We start from the raw sequence: 24,745 nt of genomic DNA on the forward strand, positions 1-24,745 counted from the left end.
AAAGCGCAGAAAGAGGGCCGGGCGGCATTTGCCGTCTGGCCCTCTTCTCTGCGCGCGGTCTCCCGGTGATCCGGTGAGACTTCTCGAATTACGAGTTCGCGGCCTCGAAGTCCTCGATGATCGAACCGGGAATTCGTCCGCGATCTGAGATCTTGTGGCCTTCTGCACGAGCCCAGGCGCGAATAGCGGCAAGGTCGCGCTTCGGGCGGTTGGCAGCAGAGCCCGAGGACTTGGTCTTGCGGGTCTTGGCTACTGTGCGAGCCGCCGAGACGTAATCGGTGAGCGCGTCGCGCAGCTTCTTGGCGTTCTCGTCTGAGAGATCGATCTCGTAGTCGGTCCCGTCAAGCGCGAATTGCACGGTCTCGCCTTCGCCCTCGGCGAGTGAAGTCGAGTCGATGTCGTCGACGAGCTGATAGATGACTTTCCTGGCCATGGGGTCCCCTTCGTTAATTGCAGAGCGAATACATGCTAGATGATTCTCCGGTGATTTGAATCCAGGTTCGTTCAGGGGAGCGAGTTCAAGCCCGGATTAGCCCTCACGCTAGGTGTCGACACGGTGGACTAAGCCCTGCTCGAATGGATTTCGGTTGGCATCTGGGAAGCGTTCCAATTGGTTGGATGGCTGACGAGGGGCTTTGTGGGCGGGGGCCGGCGTCGCCGGGCAGGATACGATCTCGATAGCTATGAATGTTCTTCAGGGATTCGCGGTCATCGCTGTCATCGTGACGGTGGGAGTGTTCCTGGCACGGAGTGGCGTGCTCGGCCAGACGGGGCAAACGGGCCTGTCGAAGCTGGCCTTCAATGTCGCAACCCCCGCACTGCTCTTCACACTCATGGCCGATGCGCACCTCGAGGTGCTCTACTCGAGCCAGTTCGTCGTCACCGCCATCGCGATGACCGCGGTGGCACTCATCTACAGCGGGGTCGGCGCGCTCCGCCGCTGGGGTCTCGCGACGACGACTTCCGGCGCCATGGCGGCGAGCTACGTCAACGCAGGCAACCTCGGCATCCCGATCGCCGTCTACGTGCTCGGGGACGCGACTCTGGTCGCGCCGGTCATGCTCGGGCAGCAGCTCATCATGGGGCCGATCTTCATGACGCTCCTCGACATCGCCTCGAGAGACGCTGACGCGCCACGTCTCCGGTGGTGGCAGATCGTGCTGAGGCCGTTCAGGAATCCCATTGTCATCGGCGCGCTCGGCGGTATTGCCGTGAGTGCGTTCGGGATCACGATCCCACCGTTCCTCCTCGATCCGCTCGAGCTGCTCGGCGGCATGAGCGTCCCCGCCATGCTCCTCGCGTTCGGCATGTCCCTGTGGGGCAACGCCATACCGTTCCGTGACCCGGATCGGGCTCCTGCGATCGTCGCCACCGTCCTGAAGGTCTTCGTGCATCCGGCCCTCGCATGGCTCATCGGTGCGTGGCTGTTCGGTCTCGACGGTGCCGCGCTGCTCATCGTCGTCGTGACGGCTGCCCTCCCGTCGGCGCAGAACGTCTTCACCTATGCCAGCAACTACGGTGTCGGGATGCGCGTCGCGCGGGAGGCGATTCTCGCAACGACGTTCCTGTCCGTTCCGGTCATCTTCGTCGTCTCGCTGCTGCTCTCCACGTAGTTCGAAGAGATTGCCGCTGGCGCTTCGAATTCCGGCCGGGCTAGCTTTGTGACATGGACCTCTGGCGTGGTGATCTGCGATGGCCGATCAAGTCGTCCTTCGTCGAGTATGTTCGTCGCTCCGGCGGCGACGTGCACGTGGAGGGCGGTGCCTTCATCGACGACGAGGAGTTCGGCTATCCGCGCGGTGCCACCGACTCCGCGTGGCTTGCGGGAGACGCGCCCGTGGGGAGGGCAAGCTTCGTCGGCGCCGTCCGGCTGACTGGCCACGGCGGCATGCTCGATGTGACGTTCCGCGATCCTCAGCTCGTTTTCGACGGTGAAGACGCGAGGCTCGTTGTGCAGGGCCTGGATGGCGCACTCATCGACTTCGCGAGCTGCGAGATCGGCACACCGCTCGTGCGCGACGACGTCGCCGAATGGCTGGGCGTGCGTGTGATCCTCACCCCGGCCGGTTCTGAGGTCTTCAACGGGATGTACCGCCCATACTCGGAGATGGACTCCCTGAACTTCACGCTTGCCCTCGGGCGGGCGCAGTCGCCGCGCGAAGAGCGTGCCTAGCCGGAAGCGCTAGCACCGGGTCGAAGCGTTAGCGCGTCTCGTCTGGGGCCTTCTCCGGCGCCTGCGAGAGGTCAGGAATTATTCCACCTTCGGTGAGCTGCTTCGCGAGACCAGCGCCGTCGGGTGCGTAGACCCAGGGCACCGGCGCGTTCTTGCGCCAGTGCGCACTCGCGGCGCGGCCGCCTGCAAGCACCGCCTCGCTGGTCGACAGCTGCCTGATGGCGATGGCAAGCACCCGATCCGGGTGGCGGCTCGTGAACTCGCCGTAGATCTGCTCGTCGTGTTGTCCGTCATCGCCGACCAGGATCCACTTGATGTCGGGGAACTCGCGCGCGAGGCGATCGAGGTTCGAGACCTTGTGCTCGAGTCCCGACCTGAAGATTCGCTCAGGAGTCGGCCCCCAGTCGGTCAGGAGCAGCGGCCCCGCCGGGTAGAGGTTGCGTCCGAGGAAGCGCGCGAGCGTCGGGGCGACGTTCCATGGCCCGGTCGACAGGTAGACGACGGGCGTCTCGCTGCGTCCGAAGGTGGTCAGGATTCGCTCAGCGAGCACGCTCATGCCTGGCGTCGGCGTGCGGGCGTGCACGTCGAGCACAAACGTGTTCCAGGCTGCGAGCATGGGGCGGGGAAGTGCCGTGACCATCACCGTGTCATCGATGTCGGAGAGCAGACCGACGCGCTGGTCGTCGGCGACGATGAAGACGGGGGCCTCGCTGGTCTGCCGGTCGAAGCTCTCGAATGTGATGGTGTTCCACCCCGGAGCGAGGTTCGCGGGCAGGTTGATGTCGACGATGCCGCCACGGTCGGCCTTGACCGGGTGCCTGACGCCGTCGATGATGACCGTTGCGGGCACGTTTCCTGCCGAGACTCGGGCGAAACTGCGCCAGCCGCGGACGACGGACTCGCGGCGCTTGCGGCGCAGGAGGCGGGAGAGGCTGAATCTCCGACGGTTGCCAGGGGGTGCCATGTGCACGCGCGCGAGCGCCCGAACCCAGGTGGTGCTGCCGTACCCCGTGTACGGCTCGAGGACCGTGAGGTAGCCGCGCTTGCGCACGAGCTTGACGCGTACGAGGCGGACGCGGTCCTCTATTCGGAACGCGTTCGCAATGACGGCCCGCACGGGCCGGAGCCCAAGGAGCCAGCGTTCGAGCGGGGACTGGGCGTCGGAGGTCGGCGTCACCCGTTTATCCTCGCACGCCGGCGGTCTCGGCGTCTGTGCTGTCCGCGTCCCGACGCTCCGTCCCGCTCTGCTCGGCTGATGTCCGCTCGGCGTCGGCGGTCGCCTCGTCCAGGTCGCGGTTCATGACCTTACCGATCGAGCGCTTCACGAGCCACATGATGGCGAGGAAGACGACGATGACGCCGACGAACAGGTAACCGGCCCAGTGCAGTGACGACGAGAGCTCGCGGAAGCCAGCCGATGCCCCTGCGGCGGCGCTCACGTAGGCGGTCGACCAGATGACACAGGCCGGGACGGTCCAGGCGAGGAAGCGTCGGTAGCGCATTCCGCCCATGCCCGCGGTCAGGGGCACGAGCGAGTGGAGCACGGGCAGGAACCGGGAGATGAGGACGGCTGGCCCTCCGCGGCGCTGGATGAGGAGTTCGGCACGTTGCCAGCGCTCGTCGCCGAGCCATCGGCCGACACGGGAGGCGCGGATGCGGGGGCCGAACGTGCGGCCGAGCCAGAACCCGAACGATTCCCCGAGGAGGGCGCCGACGATGGATGCTGCGATGGTCAGGACCCAGGGGAGCGGAGCATCGATGCCGGTGCTGAGAGCCAGGAGCACGGTCTCGCCCGGCACGATCAGCCCGATGAGCACGCTCGTCTCGAGCAGGATCGCGACGCCGACCAGCACGATCCGCCAGACGGGTGGCACGGACTCGATGTACTGGAGCGCGGTCTCGATCAGCTCGTTCATGCTCTGTTCCCCGCATTCATGACCGCGACTCTAGGGCCCCAACTTTGGCGTCCCTGGGGATTCTGCTCCGTTATCATTTCGTTACATCCACTACATAATGTAGAAAAGCCTGATCCCCAGGCAAAAGCGAGCCGACTTAGGGTGGCCTATTCGACACGATGTAGTAGTCGAGCGGCGTAGCATTGTGCCCAGGAATCGCGCTGCGATCCCGGGGCCTCGCGCCCAACCCCAGACGCATCAGGAGGCCTTGTGGACGCCCTGCTGGATCCACTCATTCTTGCGCGGTGGCAATTCGCCACAACGACCGTCTACCACTTCCTGTTCGTGCCGGTCACGCTCGGGCTTGTGCTCGCCATCGCGATCTGGCAAACCGCCTGGGTCCGCACGGGCAAGGTGACGTACCTGCGCCTCACGAAGCTCTTCGGCAAGATGTTCCTCATCAACTTTGCAATGGGTGTCGTGACGGGCATCGTGCAGGAGTTCCAGTTCGGCATGAACTGGTCCGACTACTCGCGGTTCGTCGGCGACGTCTTCGGGGCTCCGCTGGCCTTCGAGGGTCTTGTCGCGTTCTTCCTCGAGGCGACGTTCATCGGCCTCTGGATCTTCGGCTGGGACAAGCTCCCGCCGAAGCTGCACCTCGCCACCATCTGGCTGACCATGATCGGCACGTGGGCCTCCGCCTACTTCATCCTCGCCGCCAACGCGTTCATGCAGAACCCGGTCGGCTACGAGATGAACGAGGCCAACGGTCGGGCTGAGCTCGTCGACTTCGGCGCTGTGCTCACCAACCCGGTCGCGCTGGCAGCCCTGCCGCACACGATCTTCGCGTCACTCATGGTCGGAGCCGCCGTCATCATCGCGACCGCGGCCTGGCATCTCAAGCGCGACCAGAACCACGACGTCATGCAGCCCGCCTTGAAGTTCGGCTTCTGGTTCATGCTCGTCGGCGGCGTCGGGACGATGCTCAGTGGTGACCAGCTCGGCCTCGCCATGGTCGAGGCTCAGCCCATGAAGATGGCGGCCGCCGAGGCCCTGTACACAACCGCGACAGGCGCGAACGCATCCTTCTCGATCTTCACGTGGGGAACGCCAGACGGTTCCTCCGAGCTGTTCTCCATCCGCATCCCGTACCTGCTCTCCTTCCTCTCGACCCACACCTTCGACGGCACTGTCGAGGGCATCAACGACCTTCAGGCGCAGTACACCGCGCTGTACGGGCCAGGCGACTACTCCCCGATTATCTGGGTGACCTACTGGTCCTTCCGCTGGATGATGGGCTTCGGCATGGCTTCCATCGCCGTCGCCATGGCCGGCCTGTGGGTGACACGCAAGAAGGCGAAGAACCCACCGAAGAAGTGGATGTTCAACGTCGCGATCCTCACGGTGCTGTTCCCGACGCTCGGCATCACCGTCGGCTGGATCTTCACCGAGATGGGACGCCAGCCCTGGCTCGTCTTCGGCCTCCTGCGGACCGAAGACGGCGTATCGCCGAACGTGAGCGGCCTGAGTGTCCTCATCTCGCTCGTCGCCTTCACGCTCGTCTACGCGATCCTCGCGGTCGTCGAGGTCAAGCTGCTGCTGAAAGCCGCGCAGTCCGACCCACCCAGTTTCGATTCCAACGCAGACGGCACCGTCGACGACGTTGCCGACGTCAAGGTGAAAGCGAGCGTCTACTGATGGACCTGCCCGTCCTCTGGTTCTGGATCGTCGCCTTCTTCTTCATCGGGTACTTCGTGCTCGACGGCTTCGACTTCGGCGTCGGCATCGCCCTCCCGTTCATCGGCAAGGACGACACCGACCGGCGAGTGCTCATCAACACGATCGGCCCGATCTGGGACCTCAACGAGACCTGGGTGATCGTCGCAGGGGCCGTGCTCTTCGCGTCGTTCCCCGAGTGGTACGCGACAATATTCTCCGGTTTCTACCTGCCACTCCTGCTCATCCTGCTGGCGCTCATCGTTCGAGGTGTCTCGTTCGAGTACCGCCACCAGGGCAAGGGCGTCGAGTGGACCAGATGGTTCGACTGGATGATCTTCGTGGGCTCCGCGGTCCCGGCGCTCCTGTGGGGCGTGGCGTTCGCCAACATCACGCAGGGGCTCGCGCTCGACGAGAACTTCAACTACGTCGGGTCGTTCTTCGACCTGCTGAATCCGTACGCGCTGCTCGGCGGGCTCACCACGCTCACGCTGTTCTTCTACCATGGGCTGGTGTTCATCACTCGGAAGACCGAAGGTGACATCCGCGACCGTGCGCGATCCCTGGCGCTCAAGGTCGGTGCCGTCGTCGCGGTCCTCGCGATCGCGTTCCTCGGCTGGACGGTCGTCGCGCACTTCTCGGTCGCGGGGCTCATCCTCGCGCTCGTCGCAGTGCTGGCCTTCGTCGGCTCGTACGTGAGCACCCTGCTCCGACGCGACGGCATCGCGTTCGCGCTCGGCGCGCTCACCGTGGCCGCAGCTGTACTGACACTCTTCGCGTCGCTCTTCCCGAACCTTGTGCCGAACACGCTCGACCCTTCCAACCCGTTGACGGTCACGAACGGCTCATCGAGCGACTACACGCTCGGCATCATGAGCTGGGCGGCGCTGATCATCGTCCCGTTTGTGCTCGGCTACCAGGCATGGACCTTCTGGGTGTTCCGCAAGCGGATCAGTCGGAAGACGATCCTCGGCGACGCACACGAGGAGCCAGCGGCCGTCGCCGCCTGACACGTGAAACCTCTCGACCCCCGACTCCTGAGCCACGCCGCGTCGGCACGAAGCTTCTTCGTGCTCGGCGCGGCGCTCGGCGCGGTGCAGACTGCCTCGATCATCGGCTTCGCCTGGCTGGTCACACACCTCATAGTGTCGGCCATCGCCGGCGAGCGCGTCGAAGACCTGCTCCCGTGGTTCGGCGCGCTGCTCGCGGTCATCGCGGTGCGCAGCGCCGCGACGTGGGGAATGGAGGCCGTCTCTGCTCGCGCCGCCGCGAAGGTCAAGAGCGAGTTGCGGTCGAAGCTGCTCGCATCCGTCGCGAAGCTCGGCCCCGCCTGGCTCGCGGGCACGTCGAGCGCGCGACTCACGACGCTCGCGGGGCCCGGCCTCGGCACGCTCGACACGTACTTCGCGAAGTACCTGCCGCAACTCATCCTGACGGCCATCGCGACGCCCGTGCTGATCGTCGTCATGGCGTTGTGGGATCTCCCATCCGCCATCACCGTCATCATCACGCTGCCCCTCATCCCGATCTTCATGATCCTCATCGGCTGGGCGACCGAGAAGGTGCAGCAGCGGCAGTGGACGGCGCTGTCGACGCTCGCGACGGGGTTCCTGGAAGTCGTCGAGGGTCTTTCGACGCTCAAGATCTTCGGCCGGGCGCAGCGGCAGCCGGAGCGCATCAGACGGGTCACCGACGACTACAGAGTCGCGACCATGAAGGTGCTGCGGCTCTCGTTCATGTCGGGGTTCGCGCTCGAACTGCTCGCGAGCCTCTCCGTCGCCCTCATCGCGGTCACGATCGGTATCCAGCTCATCAACCGCGACATGACGCTCGAGGTCGGGCTCTTCGTGTTGCTGCTTGCCCCGGAGGTCTACCTCCCGCTGCGGCAGGTCGGCGCGCAGTTCCACGCGGCGGCAGACGGCGTCGCGGCCTCGGAAGACGTGTTCTCGGTGATCGAGGAGGCGGACGCAGGCCCAGGGGGCGCGCGGCCCAGGGCAGTGAGCGACGCCCGGCCAGAACCCGCTCAGAGGCGCAGAGCCACGGGCGACCTCGTGTTCCGCGACGTGACGGTCGGCTACGAAGGCCGGACGGTCCTGCGCGACTACAGCCTGGAGGCCCATGCCGGGCAGGTGACCGCCCTCGTCGGCCCGTCCGGCGCCGGCAAATCGACGTTGCTCGCGGTCGCTCGAGGAGGCCTCGAATTCGCCGGCAGCGTGACCTTCGGCGGCGAGCAGCTGACCGGAGAGGCGCGAAGGGCGGCCATAGCCTGGATGGGCCAGTCGGCGTCCCTGGTCGAGGGGACCGTCGCCGAGAACGTGGCGCTCGGACAGCCGAATGCGAGCCCGAACGAAGTGCGCGCCGCCCTCGCCTCCGCTGGCCTTGGGGACCTCGAAGGCGAGCGGATGCTGGGAGTCGCCGGCGCAGGTCTCTCTGGCGGGCAAGCCCAACGAGTCGCCCTCGCGCGGACGCTGTTGCGCGCGCGTCGACTGGACTGCGCGGTTGTGCTCTTCGACGAGCCGAGCTCAGCGCTCGACGCCGAGACCGAACGGCGTATCGCTGCCGCCTTCAGGAGCCTCGCCGAGGAGGGGCGTGTTGTCCTGATCGTCAGCCACCGGCGCGCGCTCGTCGCGTCCGCCGACTCCGTGCACACGATCGAGCGGCTCGAGGCGGTGACGCGCGCGTGACCCGCATCCAAGAGCGACCGTCCGCTGACGAGCGACGCATTCTTCGCCTCGCGATGCCGTCCGCTCGACGTCTGTGGCCGTCGATCGCCATCGGCTTGCTGAGCGCCATCTGCGCGGTTGCGCTCCTGGCGACAAGCGCATACCTGCTCACGCGGGCATCAGAGATCATCCACATCCTGCTGCTCGGCATTGCCATCGTCGGGGTCCGGGCGTTTGCCATCGGGCGCGCTGTGTTCCGCTACGTCGAGCGACTCCTCGGCCACGATGCCTCGTTCAGGCAACTCGCCGAACTGCGAGTCGGGGTGCTCAAGCGACTCATCCCGCTGGCGCCGGCCGGACTCGCGACGCACCGCCGCGGCGACCTGCTGACGCGACTTGTCAGCGACGTCGACGAGCTGCAGTTCCTGCCGCTCCGGGTCGCCCAGCCCCTCATCATCGCCGGCCTCACTTCAACCCTCGCCGTCATCGGCATCTGGCTCGTGAGCGCGCCCGCGGCGATCGTGCTCGCCATCTGCCTCCTGCTCGCGGGCATCGTCGCAACGATGACGAACCTCGCCATCTCTGGGCGTGCCGATCGCGAGGCCGCGCCGCTGCGTGCCGAGCTCAACGACCGCATCTACGAGACCGTCTCCAACTTCGAGACGCTCGAGGCCTACGGAGCCCTCGACGCCAAACTGGCCGAGGTCGACGCCGCAGACGCCAGGCTGCGTGACGCGCTCGTCTCCAGGGCCCGCGGGAGCGGCGCCGTCGCGGGTCTCGTGATGCTCTTCTCGGGTCTCGCGACTGCCGGAGCGCTGGCCGTCGGCATCAACCCGACCGTCGATGGCGCCCTGCTCGCCCCAATGCTCACCCTCATCGCTCTGGTGCCAATGGCCTTGTTCGAGATCTTCGCTCAGGTTCCCCAGGCGGTGGCTGCCTGGCGCCAGGTCCGGGCCAGCGCTGCCCGGGTCGCGGACGTCGCGCCTGGCGAGGCACCGCGCGTTCTGCCCGACGCCCAGCCGCTGCCCGCACCTCGCGCCGACCCGAGCGCTCCGGTGACGCTGTCCCTCGGCAACATCTCCGCGTCCTGGCCCGGCGCGCTGGAACCGGCCATCAGGGGGCTCTCGCTCGAGCTGGCTCCCGGCGACCGACTGCTCGTCGAAGGGGAGTCGGGCGCCGGCAAGACGACCCTCGCGAACGTGCTGGTACGGTTCCTCGACTACGAGGGCTCCTACCTCCTCAACGGCGTCGAGGCGAAAGCCTACGAGCCGTCGCAAGTGCGTTCCGCAGTTGGCCTCATCGAACAGCGGCCCCACATCTTCGACGAGAGCATCAGGCAGAACCTGCTGTTCGCCAAGCCTGACGCCGACGACAGCGAACTCGAAGCGGTCCTCGACCGTGTTGGGCTCGGGGAGTGGCTGGAGGAGCGGGGCGGCCTCGAGGCCCGGGTCGGGGAACACGGGGCCCTCGTCTCCGGCGGACAGGCGCAGCGCATCGCACTCGCGCGCGGGATCCTCGCGGACTTCCCGGTGCTGGTGCTCGACGAACCGACCGCCAATGTCGACCCAGAACTCGCCGACCGGCTCGTCGCCGAGCTGCTTGATGCATCCGGTGCGGAGCGCTCCGTCGTGATCATCTCGCACACCCCCGTCGACCCCGCCCTCGTCACACGCGCGCTTCGCCTCGACGGCGAGTAGTCTTGGGCGTTGGTGTCGAACGCGGGGAGCCCCGCGCTTCGCGAAGAACCCCGTCGAACACGACGAGACCCACCCTCCGTGCAGCAACCGGCGACGCGATGAGACCTCCTCACCGCCAAGCAAGCTGCAAGAAATTGGAAGAGGAAATCTGTGACAGAAGCGACAGGCGCTGAGCCCCAGGAATACGACTTCAAGGCTCTCGAAGCGAAGTGGTCGGCTGAGTGGGACCAGCTTCAGCCTTTCGCGACGAACCTCGAGGGCGACGACCGCCCTCGAAAGTACGTCCTCGACATGTTCCCGTACCCGTCCGGCGACCTGCACATGGGCCACGCCGAGCAGTACGCGCTCGGTGACGCCGTCGCACGCTACTGGCGCCACCAGGGGTTCAACGTCCTGCACCCCATCGGCTGGGACTCGTTCGGTCTGCCGGCAGAGAACGCCGCCATCAAGAACGGCGGCGACCCCAAGGACTGGACGTACGAGAACATCTCGCAGCAGCGCGCGTCCATGAAGCGCTACGCGGCGTCCTTCGACTGGGACCGTGTCATCCACACCTCTGACCCCGAGTACTACCGCTGGAATCAGTGGCTGTTCCTGCAGATGTACGAGCGTGGCCTCGCCTACCGCAAGTACTCGGACGTGAACTGGTGCCCGAACGACCAGACCGTGCTCGCGAACGAGCAGGTCATCGACGGCCACTGCGAACGCTGCGACGCGATCGTCGTGAAGAAGAAGCTCAACCAGTGGTATTTCAAGATCACCGACTACGCAGACCGCCTCATCGACGACCTGAACCAGCTCGAGGGGCACTGGCCGCAGAAGGTCATCACGATGCAGCGCAACTGGATCGGGCGCTCGCTCGGTGCGGACGTCGACTTCGTCGTCGAGGGCCGGGATGAGCCAGTCACGGTCTTCACGACTCGGCCGGACACGCTGTACGGCGCGACCTTCATGGTCGTCGCCCCAGACTCCGACCTCGCCTCCGAGCTGGCCGAGGGTGCAAGCGACGAGGTCCGCGAACGCTTCGCGAAGTACCTCGCCGACACTCGCGCGCTCGATTCCATCGACCGCCAGTCGAGCGACCGCCCGAAGACGGGTGTCGACCTCGGTCGCTTCGCCATCAACCCGCTGAGCGGCGAGCGGCTGCCGATCTGGGCAGCCGACTACGTGCTCGCCGACTACGGCACCGGCGCGATCATGGCTGTGCCCGCGCACGACCAGCGAGACCTCGACTTCGCGCGCGCCTTCGATCTGCCGGTCAAGGTGGTTGTCGACGTCACGCAGGCTGTCACTGGCGTCATCCCGATCATTCCCGAGGACGGGTCGATGCCCGAGTTCGAGGACCTGCACCCCGCCAAGACCGGCGAGGCGTTGTCCGGCGACGGTCGGCTCACCAACTCGGGGTCGCTCGACGGCCTCTCGAAGCGCTCCGGCATCCAGGCCGCCATCGAACTGCTCGACGAGCGTGGCACCGGCCGCGCCGCCAAGAACTACCGACTGCGCGACTGGCTCATCTCGCGCCAGCGCTACTGGGGCACGCCCATCCCGATCCTCCACGGCGAGGACGGCAAGGAAGTGCCGGTGCCGCTCGACCAGTTGCCGGTGCGCCTGCCGGAAGCCGAAGGCCTCGACCTGCGCCCGAAGGGAGCCTCGCCACTCGGCGGCGCAACCGACTGGGTGAACACCGTCGACCCCGAGACGGGCGAGCCCATGCTGCGCGACACGGACACGATGGACACGTTCGTCGACAGCTCCTGGTACTTCCTCCGCTTCCTCTCACCGAACAATGAGCTCGCGGCGTTCGATGAGAAGACGGCGGCGAGCTGGGCGCCCGTCGACCAGTACGTCGGTGGCGTCGAGCACGCCATCCTGCACCTGCTGTACGCCCGCTTCATCACGAAGGTGCTCTACGACCTCGGACACGTCGACTTCACGGAACCGTTCTCCGCGCTGCTCAATCAGGGCATGGTCGTCATGGACGGCAAGAAGATGTCGAAGTCGAAGGGCAACGTCGTGAGCCTCTCGGCAGAGCTCGACCAGTACGGTGTTGACGCTGTACGGCTGACGATGCTCTTCGCGAGCCCGCCGGAGGACGACGTCGATTGGGCCGACGTGTCGGTCGCCGGTTCCGGCAAGTTCCTGGCACGCGCCTGGCGCATCTCGGGCGAGGTCACGAGCCCGCTCGGAGTCGACTTCGGGGAGGGCGACCGGGGACTGCGCCGAGAGACGCACCGCTTCCTCGCCGACATCCCGCAGCTCGCAAGCGGCTTCAAGTTCAACGTCGTCATCGCGCGCCTCATGGAGCTCACGAACGCGACCCGCAAGGCCATCGACTCTGGCGCGGGCCCTGCCGACCCCGCCGTGCGCGAGGCCGCAGAGGCCATCGCGGTTGTCCTCGACATGTACGCACCGCACACCGCGGAGGACATGTGGGAGCGACTCGGCCACGAGGGCAGCATCTCGCACGTCAAGTGGCCCACTGCGGCCCGCTCGCTGCTCACGCAGGACCAGGTGACGGCGGTCGTGCAGATCAACGGCAAGGTCAGGCACCGCCTCGACGTGCCGCCGACCATCGACGAGGCGTCGCTCGAGCAGCTCGCGATCTCGTCGCCGAAGGTGCAGGCAGCACTCGACGGGCGCGAGATCGTCAAGATCATCGTGCGCGCCCCGAAGCTCGTCAACATCGCCGTCAAGGGCTAGCCGCCGCCCTCCTGCCAGACGCGCCCCCGCTCAGCCGAGCGGGGGCGCGTTGGCGATTGGCTTCGTCTTTCGAGACTGGCGATCGAGGGCTTCCGCAGCAGTGTCGGTTGATGGGCGTCGGGCGTGGTGCGTTGTGCGTCGGGCGTGGTGCGTCAGCGGGCCACTCTGTAGTCACCTGCCCTGTGTGAGAGCCGCTCTCCACAGGACACGACTTCGCAGGCAGGCGGATGCACCTGCCGTCGTAGCGTCCGAGGGTGTCCCAATCCGAGCTGGCCGACCTTTTCGAGCGTCCGCCCCGACCCCGTCTGCGGATCGGGGTCGGTGCGGCCGTGGTGCTGGTCCTGGCCGTGCTCGCCGGTGCGATCGCGATCGCCGCCTTCCGGCCGACGCCGAGCCTCGGTGCCATCGGAGATGCATCGCCGACTTCGAGTATCGAGCTCGGCTCGACGAACGCCCCGGCAGCGGAGGCGGGGGCGACGCCAAGCGGTGAGATGCTGCTGGTGCACGTCGTCGGGGCGGTCGCGAACCCGGGTGTCTACGAGGTTTCGCCTGGCGCGCGCGTGGTCGACGGCATCGCGGCGGCTGGGGGCCTCGCTGGCGACGCCGACCCCTCGCTCCTCAACATGGCTCGCACGCTTGTCGACGGTGAGCAGCTGCGGGTCCCGCGCATCGGTGAGGCACCGGCTGCGCCCGTGGCCACGGGAGGCGCCCCGCCCGTCGGTGGGGGAGCATCCGCCGCGAGCGGGCTCGTGAACCTCAACACGGCGACCGCGGCGGAGCTCGAGGAGCTTCCCCGCATCGGGCCAGCGATGTCCTCGCGCATCATCGATTACCGAGAGCAGAACGGCGGCTTCGCGTCCGTCGAAGACCTCAAGGAGGTTGCAGGCGTCGGGGACGCGACGTACGAGGGCCTCGTCGATCTGGTCACGGTATGAAGGCGGGCGGCGCAGCAGAGACGCAGGGTGGACGCGGTGGTGCGCTCGTGCCGCCCGAAGTCGCAGACCGCCTCGGGATGCGGGATGCCAGGCTCGTGCCCGCCGCGTGCGCGGTCTGGGCCGTGGCGTGGCTCTGCGTGTCATGCCCACCCGCCGCCTGGGGTATTGCGGCCGCCGCGACGGCCCTGTCCCTCTGCGCGCTGGGTGCTGGGGTGCTTGTCCGCAGACGGAAGCGGACCCGCGCAGCCGAGGTCTTCGCGATCCTGGCGGTGCTGGCCGCAGCGGCGTCACTGGTGGCAGTGAGCGTCGGGGCCCAGCTCCCTGTCCGAGCACCGGAGGTGCTCCGGGCCGCGGCAGCCGAGGGTGCACCGCTGACGGCGACGGGAACGCTCACCTCGCTCGTGGGGGAGAACGGAGTTGCCCAGAGCGAGGAGGGTGGTGGGTGGTCCGGAGCGCACGTCGAGGAGGTGCCGCATTTCGAGGTGCTCCTCGACTCGTTCGAGGTGAACGGGGCTGCGGGAGGCGGCGGCGCTTCGCTGCTTGTCTTCGGACGGCTGAGCGTGCAGGACGGCGGAGAGATTCCGGGCATCGGTTCTCGGGTTGAGCTCGAGGGCAAGCTCGGTCCGGCCGACGCCGGCGACAGCGTCGCGGCCATGCTCTTCCTCGACGGGCCTGCGGGTGTCGTCGAGGCTCCCAACGGTTTCCTTGAGGCGACAGCCGGGGCGCGCGACACCATCGTGAGCGCGGCTCGCGGGCTGCCTGGGCCCGGTGCACAACTGCTCCCGGGCCTCGCGGTCGGCGACACGCGCCTGGTGACACCCGAGCTGGACAGTCAGATGAAGGCCGCCGTGCTGACGCACCTCACTGCTGTCTCCGGTGCGAACTGTGCCGTCGTCGTCGCCGCCGTGCTCGTGATCGGGCGTCTCCTCGGGCTTCGGCGCGGCGGACGACTTGTGCTCGCCTCGGTGCTGCTGGCCTCTTTCGTCGCGCTCGTCACGCCAGAGGGCAGCGTCATCAGGGCCAGCATCATGGCGGCAGTTGTGCTGGCGCTCGAGGCCACGTCGCGTCGGGTGAGCGGACTGGCGCTCCTGGCGCTGGCGACGCTTGTTGTGCTGGTCGTCGATCCGTGGCGGAGCCGCGACTACGGTTTCGCGCTCTCGGTGCTCGCCACGCTTGGCCTCTTGACCCTCGCGACCCCGATCGGCGATCGCCTCGCGCGCGTCATGCCGCGCGCGTTGGCCCTTTTCCTGGCATTGCCCGCCGCGGCGCAACTCGCGTGCCAGCCGGTTCTTCTCCTCCTGACGCCCGAGCTGCCGCTCTACGGTGTGGCCGCGAACGTGCTCGCCGCCCCGGCGGCGCCAGTCGCGACCCTGGTCGGGCTTGTCGGCGGTCTGCTCCTGGAGCTCGCTCCCTGGCTCGGGCAGGCGCTCCTGTGGCTGGCGTGGCTGCCTGCGCAGTGGATCGGGCTCGTCGCCGTGTCCGTCAGCGGCTGGCCAGGCGCGCTCCTGCCGTGGCCGGGCGGCCTGCCAGGCGCCATCCTGTGCCTTGTCGCGGTTGTCGCCCTTGTGCTGCTCATCCATCGCTGGCGAGCCTGGCTCGCGCTGCTGCTGTGCGTGGCGCTTGTCTCCTACGTCGGCACGCTCGTTGGCCAGGCCATGCACCTGAGCCGCAGCATCCCGAGCAATTGGCGGTACGCGGCCTGCGACATCGGGCAAGGGGATGCGCTGATCGTTCGCACGACTCAGGGCTCGGCTCTTATCGACACCGGAGCAGAACCGGAGGCCCTGCTGGCCTGTCTCGAGGCGCTTGGCATCGGTGACCTGTCGTTGCTTGTGCTGTCTCACTTTGATCTCGACCACACCGGCGCCGCGATTGCGATGGTGGAGTCCGGAGTTCGAGTTGCGGCTGTAGTGGTGCCCGACACGGACGAGGCGAGAGCGGAGCCCCTCGTGGCAGACCTCCGAGCATCCGGGGCCCAGGTGCTTTTCGCCGCCAGCGGCGACTCATGGGCGCTCGGGGACCTCACCTGGAGTGCCCTGTGGCCGAAGCGCGGCCCAGGTGGCGAGCCCGCGACCACCGGCGGCAATGATGGCAGCCTCGTGACAATGCTTGAGCCTGCGGCGTCGTGTGTCGCCGTGTGCCTGTCACTTGCGGCTCTGGGCGACTTGGGAGAGGAGGCCCAGCGCGACCTGCTGCGCGAGCACCCGCATCTGCGCGCCGACGTCGTCAAGATGGCGCACCACGGCTCGCGCGACCAGAGCGCACAGCTGTACCAACAGCTCGGGGCGTCGGTCGGGCTCGTCTCGGTTGGGGCGGACAACGGCTACGGTCATCCGACGGATGCCGCCCTCGGCATGCTCGCAGACGCGGGCACGCCGGCGCTGCGCACTGACGAACTCGGCACAATCGTGATCGGCGCTGGGGATGGCGGCCAGCCTGACGCCCCAGTGATCGCTAGCATTGCCACATGGCACAGGCGAAGCGGGCGAGCACCCCCAAGAGGGCGATCCCCGTCCTCACCCACCGGGAAGTGCGGCCAGCAGGCATCGTGCTCGTCAGCGGTCCCGAAGACTACTTCGCGGAGACCGCCATCACAAGGCTCCGCGACGTACTGCGCGCCGAGGCGCCCGACCTCGAGATCACAGAGCTCGACGCATCCGGCTACTCCAGCGGCCACCTCACCACGCTGGTCAGCCCATCGCTTTTCTTCGAGCCGAGGCTTGTCATCATCCGTGGAGTGCAGCAGTGCACCGATGCGCTCATCGCCGACGTCGTCGACTACACGAAAATGCCCGTCGAGGGTGCCACGCTGGTGCTCAGGCACGGTGGGGGAGTCCGCGGCAAGAAGATGCTCGACGCGGTGCGCGCCGCCAAGGACGTCGCAATCGAGGTCGACTGCCAGAAGCCGAAGCCGAGCGAACTCATCGACGTCGTCGTCGCCGAGGTTCGGAACGCCGGCCGACGCATCGAGCCCCAGGCGGCAGCCCTCCTCGTCGCCGCCTTCAACACCGATCTGGCGGAGCTCATCGGAGCTGCCCGCCAGCTGCTGACGGTCACGAGCGACACCATCACCGACGAGCACGTCGACAAGTACTTCGGCGGCCGCGTCGAGACGACCGGCTTCAAGATCGCGGACGCGGCCCTCGCCGGCCGGGTTCGCGACGCACTGGCGCTCGTGCGGCACGGCTTCTCGACAGGCCTGCATCCCGTGCCCATCGTGTCGGCCGTCGCGTCGAAGCTGCGCATCATGGCGAAGGTGCAGGGGCTCAGCGGCTCGGACGCGCAGATCGCGAGCCGCGCCGGCGCTTCCCCCTGGCAGGTCGGGCAGGCACGCCGCGAGCTCCGCGACTGGGACGACGCCTCGCTCGGCCGGGCCATCACGCTGGTCGCCGAGACCGACCACGCCGTCAAGGGCGCAGGCAAGGACCCGCAGTTCGCCGTCGAGCGCATGCTGCGCTGCATCGCCCTCCGAGACGTCTGACCGCCGCCGTACACGCTGACCAACTTCCGTGTTGCGTCTGCGGGCCATCAGCGTCGCGAAGCGCTTCTGATCACGCAAGTTGGTCGCACGAGGTCGGGCCGTCGCCTGGAGGCGGGCCTGAGCTGCGTTGGGCCTAGAGCTTTGCGGCGACCCGCAGGACGGTACCCCAGGTGCGAACCGTCGCCGGTCCGCTCGACTTGTCAGAGCTCTTGGGGCGCCCGAGCCGCTGCAGAACGGGCGACTGGATCTGCCCGTTCGGGCAGAAGACGTAGATCTCGCGACCGTGCACGGCCCAGCGGTCCTCCGCGAGGTCGACGCCCTCGAGCGCGGCCGCCACGCGCTCCTGCGGTGACTCCGCGCAGAACACGACGACGTAGCGGCTCGGATGCGGGTCGAGGGCCCTGAACGGGTCATGGGCGACGACTGCCCGCCACTCGGGAGCGTCGCGCACGAGCGTGGGGACGTCGAGGTCGAAGGCGGCCGCCATCTCTGCGCGGAGCCTCGTCTCGAGCTGCGCGTTCGTGACCTCTGCCGGAGCGTCGAACAGCACGTTGCCCGTCTGCAGCACCGTCGCGAGATTGGTGTGCCCGGCGGCCTCGAGTGCGACCTTGAGATCTGCCATCGGCAGCTTTCGATGCTGGCCTAGGTTGATGCTCTGCAGGAGCGCGATACGACGAATCGACCCCCGCACCTCGGACGAGGACGCGGGGGTCGATGTCGGCATGACGGGAGGCTTAGAGCGCTGCGACCGTCTTGGCGATGGCCGACTTGCGGTTCGCTGCCTGGTTCTTGTGGATGACGCCCTTGGAGACGGCCTTGTCGAGCTTCTTGGCAGCGAAGGTGAGCGCGAGCTCAGCCTGCTCCTTGTTGCCCTCGGAGACTGCCGAACGAACGCGACGGATAGCCGTGCGGAGTTCGCTCTTGTAGGCGCGGTTGCGCTCGGTCGCCTTGCGGTTGGTGCCGATGCGCTTGATCTGCGACTTGATATTTGCCACGTTGCTTCTTTCTTACAGGAAGGTGTACTGGAACGGTGCCGCACGGAAGAGGGCCGTGCCGCCAATCCGCGCCGAGTGGGCGACGCGTAAGCCAAACAGAGAGTCTACCAGGCTTCAGACGATGCTGGTACCCGGCAGTGTTTATACCGAATCCGCGATGGTGATCGCGAGCTCGGCCGGTGCGTCCGTGTTCGCGCCGAAGATGACCGTTCCCGTGGCGACCTTGTCGATGAAGAACCGGTCGTGGCTGACGACGATGACCGCGCCAGGGAAGTGTACTAGCGCGCGTTCCATGACCTGTGTGCTCGGCAGGTCCAGGTGGTTGGTCGGCTCGTCGAGCACGAGCACGGATGCGCCAGACAGCAGGCACTGGGCCATCGCTACCCTGGCCCGCTGGCCGCCGGACAGCGTCCCGATGCGGGACTTCAGTTCGGCCTCGCTGAAGCGGAACATGCTGAGGAAGCGTGCGACGGACTTCTTCGTAGCTCGGAGCGCGATGCTGTCCGGCATGGCGTTCACCGAATGCGAGACACTGTCCGATTCGTCGAGCTCGTCGAGCACCTGGTTGTAGGAAACGACCTTGACGCCGTTCGGCCAGTCGACGCGGCCGATGTCAGCCTTCTCCTCGCCCGTCAGGACTCGCAGGAGCGTCGACTTGCCGCTGCCGTTCGGGCCGATGACCGCGATGCGGTCGCCGCGGTGCACCTCGAAGGTGACGTCATCGAACAGCGTGCGCTCGCCGTAGCTCTTGCCGAGGCCTGAGACGCGCGCGAGCACATCCTTCACGTGCAGCGAGCCGTAGATCTCGGTGACGATCTCGTCGACGGGACGAGGTGCCCGCTTCTTCTTGATGTTCGACAGCCGCTTCCCGAGTCCCTTGCCGCCCGCCTTCGCGGCCTCGCGGCGGTCGGAGATGCCTTCAGCCTCGAATGCGAGCAGCTCGGCCTCGTGGACGAACTGCGCCTGGAGCGTCTTGAGCCTGAACTGCTTCTGGATGATGTACTCGCCGAAGTCGCCCGGATACTCGTGCAGGTGCAGGTTCTCGACCTCGAGGATGCGCGTGACAACAGCATCCAGGAACGTGCGGTCGTGCGAGACGATGATCGCGGCGCCGCGGAACGAGCGGAACCAGGTCTCGAGCCATTCGACGCCGGCTACGTCGAGGAAGTTCGTGGGCTCGTCGAGGAGGAGCACGTCTGGCTGCTCGAGGAGGAGCTTGGCGAGGGCCGCGCGGTTGCGCCAGCCGCCGGAGAGCTTCTCGATGGGGCTCGTCCTGTGGGCGTCGTTGAAGCCGAGCTTCGTGAGTGCGGTGTCGATGTGGCGCTTGTAGTCCCAGCCGTCCGCGCGGTCCATCTCCTCGAAGAGCTCGGACTGGCGAAGGATGAGGCGGTCGAGCGTGCCGGCGTCCGGTTCGGCGGCGATGGCGGCGTCGATCTCGGCGAGCTCCGCCTCCATCTCGTGGACGTGCGAGAACAGCGTCTCGAGCGTCTCGAGGATCGTGGCCGATCCGTCGAGTTCGGAGAACTGCGAGAAGTAGCCGATGCGCACACCGTCGTCGATCGACACGGTTCCGGTGTCTGGCGACACCTGCTCGAGGATGAGCTTCAGCAGCGTGGACTTGCCCGAGCCGTTCTGTCCGATGAGCCCGACGCGGTCGCCCCGGTCGAGCGTGAGGAAGACCTCCTTGAGTACGGGGGAGGGGCCGAAGCTGACCTCGACGTCGTTGAGGCGGATGAGACTCATGCAGTTGTGCCTTCCTGGGCCGTTCTCCGGCGGTGCGTGTGGTGGCTGCGCGCTCGGGCACCGAGCGATGAACGCTCAGCTCGCGGCTCATGGGAGAATAGGCGACACCATGTCACCACGCGCCTCCACTCCGCTCGAGCCGGCTCAGACCGACCCCGCCCGGATCCGCAATTTCTGCATCATCGCTCACATCGACCACGGCAAGTCCACCCTGGCCGACCGGATGCTGCAGCTCACGGGCTCAGTCGACGAGCGCGCCATGCGTGCACAGTACCTCGACCGCATGGACATCGAACGCGAGCGCGGCATCACGATCAAGAGCCAGGCCGTCCGCATGCCGTGGGCCGTCGAGGGCGACACGTACGCGCTCAACATGATCGACACGCCCGGCCACGTCGACTTCTCCTACGAGGTCTCGCGTTCGCTCGCCGCCTGCGAGGGCGCCATCCTGCTGGTGGACGCGGCGCAGGGCATCGAAGCCCAGACGCTCGCGAACCTGTACCTCGCGATGGAGAACGACCTCGAGATCATCCCGGTCCTCAACAAGATCGACCTGCCCGCGGCTGACCCCGACCGTTTCGCGGCTGAGATCGCGAACCTTATCGGCGGCGACCCCGACGACGTGCTGCGGGTCAGCGGCAAGACGGGCATGGGTGTCGAGGAGCTCCTCGACCGCGTGGTCGAGCGCATCCCTGCCCCTGTCGGAGTCGCGGATGCGCCTGCCCGCGCGATGATCTTCGACTCGGTCTACGACGCGTACCGTGGCGTCGTCACCTACGTCCGCGTCGTTGACGGCGAGCTCAAGGCGCGCGACAAGATCAAGATGATGTCGACCGGCTCGACCCACGAGATGCTCGAGATCGGCGTCTCGTCGCCGGAGCCGACCGTGGCCAAGGGGCTCGGCGTCGGCGAGGTCGGCTACCTCATCACGGGAGTGAAGGACGTGCGCCTCTCGAAGGTGGGCGACACCGTCACAGGCAGCACCCGCCCATCCGAGGACCCGCTGCCTGGCTACACCGAGCCGAAGCCCATGGTCTTCTCGGGCCTCTACCCGATCGATGCCGGCGACTACCCGGAGCTGCGTGAGGCGCTCGACAAGCTCAAGCTCTCCGACGCCGCCCTCAACTACGAGCCAGAGACGTCTGTGGCCCTCGGCTTCGGCTTCCGGGTCGGCTTCCTCGGCCTCCTGCACCTCGAGATCGTCACCGAGCGCCTCATGCGCGAGTTCGACCTCGACCTCATCACGACCGCGCCTTCGGTCGTCTACGAGGTGAAGACGGAAGACAAGCAGCTGCACACGGTCACGAACCCCAGCGAGTACCCGGAGGGCAAGATCCTCGAGGTGCGTGAGCCGATGATGCGTGCGGCGATCCTCGCGCCGAAGGACTACGTCGGCAAGATCATGGAGCTCTGCGAGAGCAAGCGCGGGACGCTCATCAGCATGGACTACCTCAGCGAGGAGCGCGTCGAGCTCCGCTACTCGATGCCGCTCGGCGAGATCGTGTTCGACTTCTTCGACCAGCTCAAGAGTCGGACGCAAGGGTACGCGTCCCTCGACTACGAGCCGATGGGCGACCAGGTCGCCGATCTCGTGAAGGTCGACATTCTCCTGCAGGGCGAGCGCGTCGACGCGTTCAGTGCCGTCATCCACAAGGACAAGGCCTACGCCTACGGGCTGCTCATGACCGAGCGTCTGCGCAAGCTCATCCCGCGCCAGCAGTTCGAGGTGCCGATCCAGGCAGCGATCGGCGCCCGCATCATCGCTCGAGAGACGATCCGCGCCATCCGCAAGGACGTACTCGCGAAGTGCTACGGCGGAGACATCTCGCGTAAGCGCAAGCTGCTCGAGAAGCAGAAGGCCGGCAAGAAGCGCATGAAGATGGTCGGCCGCGTGGAAGTGCCGCAGGAAGCGTTCATCGCCGCGCTCAGCGGCGATGTAGAGAAGAAAAAGTAGCAAGCAGAAGCAGTCTTTACCTAGTGGAAGTAGCCTGAGAGACGTGATGGAACAGGACAACCCTTTCGGCCAGGTGCTCGTGGCACTCGTGACCCCGATGACGCACGACGGAGAAGTCGATTGGGCGGGCGTCGAGAAGCACATTGACGACGTCATCTCGGCTGGCGCTGACGGCATCGTCGTCACGGGAACGACCGGCGAGACGTCGACGCTCACTGACGCCGAGAAGCTCAAGCTCGTCGTTGTCGGCAAGGAGGTCTCGGCCGGGCGCGCGAAGATCATCACCGGCGGCCCCTCGAACGAGACGGCGCACGCCATCCAGCTCGCGAAGCAGTCGGCGGATGCAGGCGCGGACGGCGTCATGGCCGTCACCCCGTACTACAACAAGCCGACGCAGGCCGGTGTGCTCACGCACTTCCGCATGATCGCCGACGCGACCGATCTGCCGCTCATCCTCTACGACATCCCGGGCCGCACCGGCATCCCGATCACGTACGAGACGATCCTGCGACTCGCGAAGCACCCGAACATCATCGCCGTGAAGGACGCCAAGGGCGACCTCGCGCAGGTGTCGCGTGTGCTCAACCAGACCGAGCTGCTCTACTTCTCGGGCGATGACGCCAACACCCTCCCGCTCCTCTCGATCGGTGCAACCGGCCTCATCGGCGTGACCGCCAACATCGCGTCGCAGCCGTACCGAATGATGGTCGACGCGGTCAACGCGGGCGACCTCCGCACGGCGACGGATGCGCACAAGCGCCTCGAGCCGCTCGTTCGGGCGACCATGACCCACGTGCCAGGCACCGTGGCGACCAAGTACATCCTGCACGGCCTCGGCCGCATCCAGTCCCCACGTGTCCGGCTCCCACTTGTCGGACCGGAGGAGTGGGAAGCCGCCCTCATCGAGGATGAGCTCGACCTGGTTCGCGACGTCGAAGGCGCGAGCTTCACGAACTTCCGGCCTGACCGCAACGCGGCCGCGGGTGGTGCGCTCCCGCGCATCCCAGGCACAACCCGCTGAATCGACCCTCACCTCACCAGCGGCAACGCTGAATCCCTAAGGCACATATGACAAAGTCCGAACACCTTCCCAAGCTCGCTCCAGGCTCGATGCGGATCATCCCGCTCGGCGGCCTCGGCGAGGTCGGCCGCAACATGGCCACCTTCGAGATCGACGGCAAGATCCTCATCGTCGACTGCGGCGTGCTCTTCCCGGAGGAGACCCAGCCGGGCGTCGATCTCATCCTCCCCGACTTCGACTCGATCCGTGCTCGTCTGAACGACGTCGTCGGCATCGTGCTGACCCACGGCCACGAGGATCACATCGGAGCAGTGCCGTACATCTTGCGGCTCAAGCCGGACATCCCGCTCATCGGCTCCACGCTGACGCTTGCGCTCGTCGAAGCGAAGCTCAAAGAGCACCGCATCAAGCCATACACGCTCACGGTCGCGGAAGGACAGGTCGAGGAGCTCGGCCCGTTCTCGCTCGAGTTCGTGGCTGTCAACCACTCGATCCCGGATGCGCTCGCCGTCCACATCACGACGGACGCCGGCACCGTTCTTCACACGGGTGACTTCAAGATGGACCAGCTGCCGCTCGACGGCCGCCTCACCGACCTCCGCGCGTTCGCGCGTCTCGGCGAGGAGGGTATCGACCTCTTCATGGCCGACTCGACCAACGCGGAGGTCCCCGGCTTCACGCCGACGGAGCGCAACATCGGTCCGGTCATCGAGGACGTCATCTCGCGGACCAAGGGCAAGGTCGTCGTGGCGAGCTTCTCGAGCCACGTGCACCGTGTGCAGCAGGTCATCGACGCGGCAGCGGCCAACGGTCGTCGCGTCGCGCTCATGGGGCGTTCGATGGTTCGCAACATGGGCATCGCATCCGAGCTCGGCTATCTCAACGTGCCGCAGGGTGTGCTCATCGACCACAAGAAGGCGCTGAAGCTCCCCGACGACCAGATCGTCTTCATGTCGACGGGCTCGCAGGGCGAGCCGATGGCAGTCCTCAGCCGCATCGCGTCGAAGACTCACGCCATCGAGGTGGGGGAGGACGACACCGTCATCCTCGCCTCGAGCCTCATCCCCGGCAACGAGAACTCGGTGTTCCGCGTCATCAACGCGCTCATCAAGCTCGGCGCAAACGTCGTGCACAAGGCCAACGCCAACGTCCACGTCTCGGGTCACGCCGCCGCGGGCGAGCTGCTCTACTGCTACAACATCCTTCAGCCGCGACAGGTCATGCCCGTCCACGGTGAGATCCGCCACCTCGTCGCCAACGCCGAGATCGCGAAGAAGTCCGGCATCGCCGACGAGAACGTGCTTGTCGTCGAGAACGGTGCCGTCATCGACATGAAGGATGGCATCGCGCGGCAGGTCGCCCAGCTCGACATCGGCTTCATCTACGTCGACGGCTCGACTGTCGGCACGATCACGGATGCTGACCTCAAGGATCGCCGCATCCTCGCGGAAGAGGGATTCATCTCGATCTTCACCGTCGTCGAGGCAGCGACGGGCAACATCCTTGTCGGGCCCGAGATCCACGCTCGCGGGTTCGCGCCGGACGAGGCCGTCTTCGACGACATCATCCCTGGCATCCAGAAGGCGCTCAAGGAGGCTGTCGAGGCGGGCAACTCGAACTCCTACCAGCTCTCGCAGGTCGTGCGGCGCACGATCGGCCGCTGGGTCAACACGAAGCACCGTCGTCACCCGATGATCATCCCGGTGGTCATCGAAGCCTGACACTCGACCTCGAGAGCCGCCGATCTCGGCGGCTCTCGGGGCGTCATCCTC

The 24,745-nt window shown here is 66.9% G+C and carries 19 protein-coding genes and 1 pseudogene; 13 read left to right on the top strand and 7 right to left on the bottom strand.

Annotated elements, in window-relative coordinates; all coding sequences use genetic code 11:
- Positions 1–88: 88 nt before the first annotated feature.
- Positions 89–433: an Lsr2 family protein gene (locus tag C5B85_RS11205; protein WP_104286118.1), complete on the bottom strand. Its 345-nt coding sequence runs from the start codon at positions 431–433 to the stop codon at positions 89–91.
- Positions 434–683: 250 nt separating this feature from the next.
- Between C5B85_RS11205 and C5B85_RS11210 the strand changes: the two genes are divergently transcribed.
- Both C5B85_RS11210 and C5B85_RS11215 read left to right on the top strand, forming a co-directional pair.
- Positions 684–1,613, top strand: coding sequence for an AEC family transporter (locus C5B85_RS11210; RefSeq protein WP_104286119.1), 930 nt, complete (start codon positions 684–686; stop codon positions 1,611–1,613).
- A gap of 53 nt (positions 1,614–1,666) precedes the next feature.
- The gene (locus C5B85_RS11215; protein WP_104286120.1) at positions 1,667–2,173 is read left to right on the top strand and encodes an HtaA domain-containing protein; all 507 of its coding nucleotides are present in this window, start codon (positions 1,667–1,669) and stop codon (positions 2,171–2,173) included.
- A gap of 28 nt (positions 2,174–2,201) precedes the next feature.
- Here the strand turns inward: C5B85_RS11215 and C5B85_RS11220 are convergent, their stop codons facing one another.
- Positions 2,202–3,350, bottom strand: a complete 1,149-nt coding sequence (locus C5B85_RS11220; protein ID WP_181064404.1) for an App1 family protein — start codon at positions 3,348–3,350, stop codon at positions 2,202–2,204.
- 4 nt (positions 3,351–3,354) lie between these two features.
- On the bottom strand, positions 3,355–4,089 hold the full coding sequence (locus C5B85_RS11225) for a DedA family protein (RefSeq protein WP_104286121.1): 735 nt from the start codon (positions 4,087–4,089) through the stop codon (positions 3,355–3,357).
- Between the two features lie 249 nt (positions 4,090–4,338).
- On the opposite strand from C5B85_RS11225, the gene C5B85_RS11230 reads away from it, so the two are divergent.
- The 7 genes and pseudogenes from C5B85_RS11230 to C5B85_RS19795 form a co-directional block, all read left to right on the top strand.
- Positions 4,339–5,766 carry a cytochrome ubiquinol oxidase subunit I gene (locus C5B85_RS11230; protein WP_104286122.1) on the top strand — a complete coding sequence of 476 codons (1,428 nt, stop codon included), beginning with the start codon at positions 4,339–4,341 and terminating at the stop codon, positions 5,764–5,766.
- Complete coding sequence (cydB, locus tag C5B85_RS11235; protein ID WP_104286123.1) at positions 5,766–6,794, top strand: cytochrome d ubiquinol oxidase subunit II; 1,029 nt, start codon at positions 5,766–5,768, stop codon at positions 6,792–6,794. The genes C5B85_RS11230 and cydB overlap by 1 nt, the downstream gene beginning before the upstream one ends.
- 3 nt (positions 6,795–6,797) lie before the next feature.
- On the top strand, positions 6,798–8,468 hold the full coding sequence (gene cydD / locus C5B85_RS11240; RefSeq protein WP_104286124.1) for a thiol reductant ABC exporter subunit CydD: 1,671 nt from the start codon (positions 6,798–6,800) through the stop codon (positions 8,466–8,468).
- Positions 8,465–10,144: a thiol reductant ABC exporter subunit CydC gene (gene cydC, locus C5B85_RS11245; RefSeq protein ID WP_258070735.1), complete on the top strand. Its 1,680-nt coding sequence runs from the start codon at positions 8,465–8,467 to the stop codon at positions 10,142–10,144. The genes cydD and cydC overlap by 4 nt, the downstream gene beginning before the upstream one ends.
- A gap of 150 nt (positions 10,145–10,294) precedes the next feature.
- Positions 10,295–12,844, top strand: coding sequence for a leucine--tRNA ligase (gene leuS / locus C5B85_RS11250; protein ID WP_104286125.1), 2,550 nt, complete (start codon positions 10,295–10,297; stop codon positions 12,842–12,844).
- A 254-nt stretch (positions 12,845–13,098) separates the two neighbouring features.
- Positions 13,099–13,779: a ComEA family DNA-binding protein gene (locus C5B85_RS11255; protein ID WP_258070736.1), complete on the top strand. Its 681-nt coding sequence runs from the start codon at positions 13,099–13,101 to the stop codon at positions 13,777–13,779.
- An 836-nt stretch (positions 13,780–14,615) separates the two neighbouring features.
- Positions 14,616–15,665: pseudogene (locus C5B85_RS19795) on the top strand (ComEC/Rec2 family competence protein); the annotation flags it as partial.
- A gap of 258 nt (positions 15,666–15,923) precedes the next feature.
- On the opposite strand, the gene C5B85_RS11270 reads toward C5B85_RS19795, so the two are convergent.
- Complete coding sequence (locus C5B85_RS11270; protein ID WP_104286126.1) at positions 15,924–16,112, bottom strand: hypothetical protein; 189 nt, start codon at positions 16,110–16,112, stop codon at positions 15,924–15,926.
- Between the two features lie 134 nt (positions 16,113–16,246).
- Between C5B85_RS11270 and holA the strand changes: the two genes are divergently transcribed.
- Positions 16,247–17,260, top strand: a complete 1,014-nt coding sequence (holA, locus tag C5B85_RS11275; protein ID WP_104286127.1) for a DNA polymerase III subunit delta — start codon at positions 16,247–16,249, stop codon at positions 17,258–17,260.
- Positions 17,261–17,393: 133 nt separating this feature from the next.
- On the opposite strand, the gene C5B85_RS11280 is transcribed toward holA, so the two are convergent.
- From C5B85_RS11280 to C5B85_RS11290, 3 genes are all read right to left on the bottom strand, one after another.
- A complete protein-coding gene (locus C5B85_RS11280; RefSeq protein WP_104286128.1) occupies positions 17,394–17,984 on the bottom strand; it encodes a DUF1697 domain-containing protein in 591 nt (196 codons plus the stop codon).
- A 10-nt stretch (positions 17,985–17,994) separates the two neighbouring features.
- Entirely contained in the window at positions 17,995–18,255 is a 261-nt protein-coding gene (gene rpsT / locus C5B85_RS11285; RefSeq protein ID WP_068493103.1) for a 30S ribosomal protein S20, read from the bottom strand.
- A gap of 141 nt (positions 18,256–18,396) precedes the next feature.
- Positions 18,397–19,998 carry an ABC-F family ATP-binding cassette domain-containing protein gene (locus C5B85_RS11290; protein WP_104286129.1) on the bottom strand — a complete coding sequence of 534 codons (1,602 nt, stop codon included), beginning with the start codon at positions 19,996–19,998 and terminating at the stop codon, positions 18,397–18,399.
- 109 nt (positions 19,999–20,107) lie between these two features.
- On the opposite strand from C5B85_RS11290, the gene lepA reads away from it, so the two are divergent.
- From lepA to C5B85_RS11305, 3 genes are read left to right on the top strand one after another with little or no spacing between them, the layout of a single operon-like run.
- Positions 20,108–21,952: a translation elongation factor 4 gene (lepA, locus tag C5B85_RS11295; RefSeq protein ID WP_104286130.1), complete on the top strand. Its 1,845-nt coding sequence runs from the start codon at positions 20,108–20,110 to the stop codon at positions 21,950–21,952.
- Between the two features lie 46 nt (positions 21,953–21,998).
- A complete protein-coding gene (dapA, locus tag C5B85_RS11300) occupies positions 21,999–22,973 on the top strand; it encodes a 4-hydroxy-tetrahydrodipicolinate synthase (RefSeq protein WP_068481187.1) in 975 nt (324 codons plus the stop codon).
- 47 nt (positions 22,974–23,020) lie between these two features.
- A complete protein-coding gene (locus C5B85_RS11305) occupies positions 23,021–24,694 on the top strand; it encodes a ribonuclease J (RefSeq protein ID WP_104286131.1) in 1,674 nt (557 codons plus the stop codon).
- The last annotated feature ends 51 nt before the right edge of the window (positions 24,695–24,745 follow it).

The organism is Pseudoclavibacter sp. AY1F1 (assembly GCF_002931075.1).
Classification (GTDB): domain Bacteria; phylum Actinomycetota; class Actinomycetes; order Actinomycetales; family Microbacteriaceae; genus Pseudoclavibacter.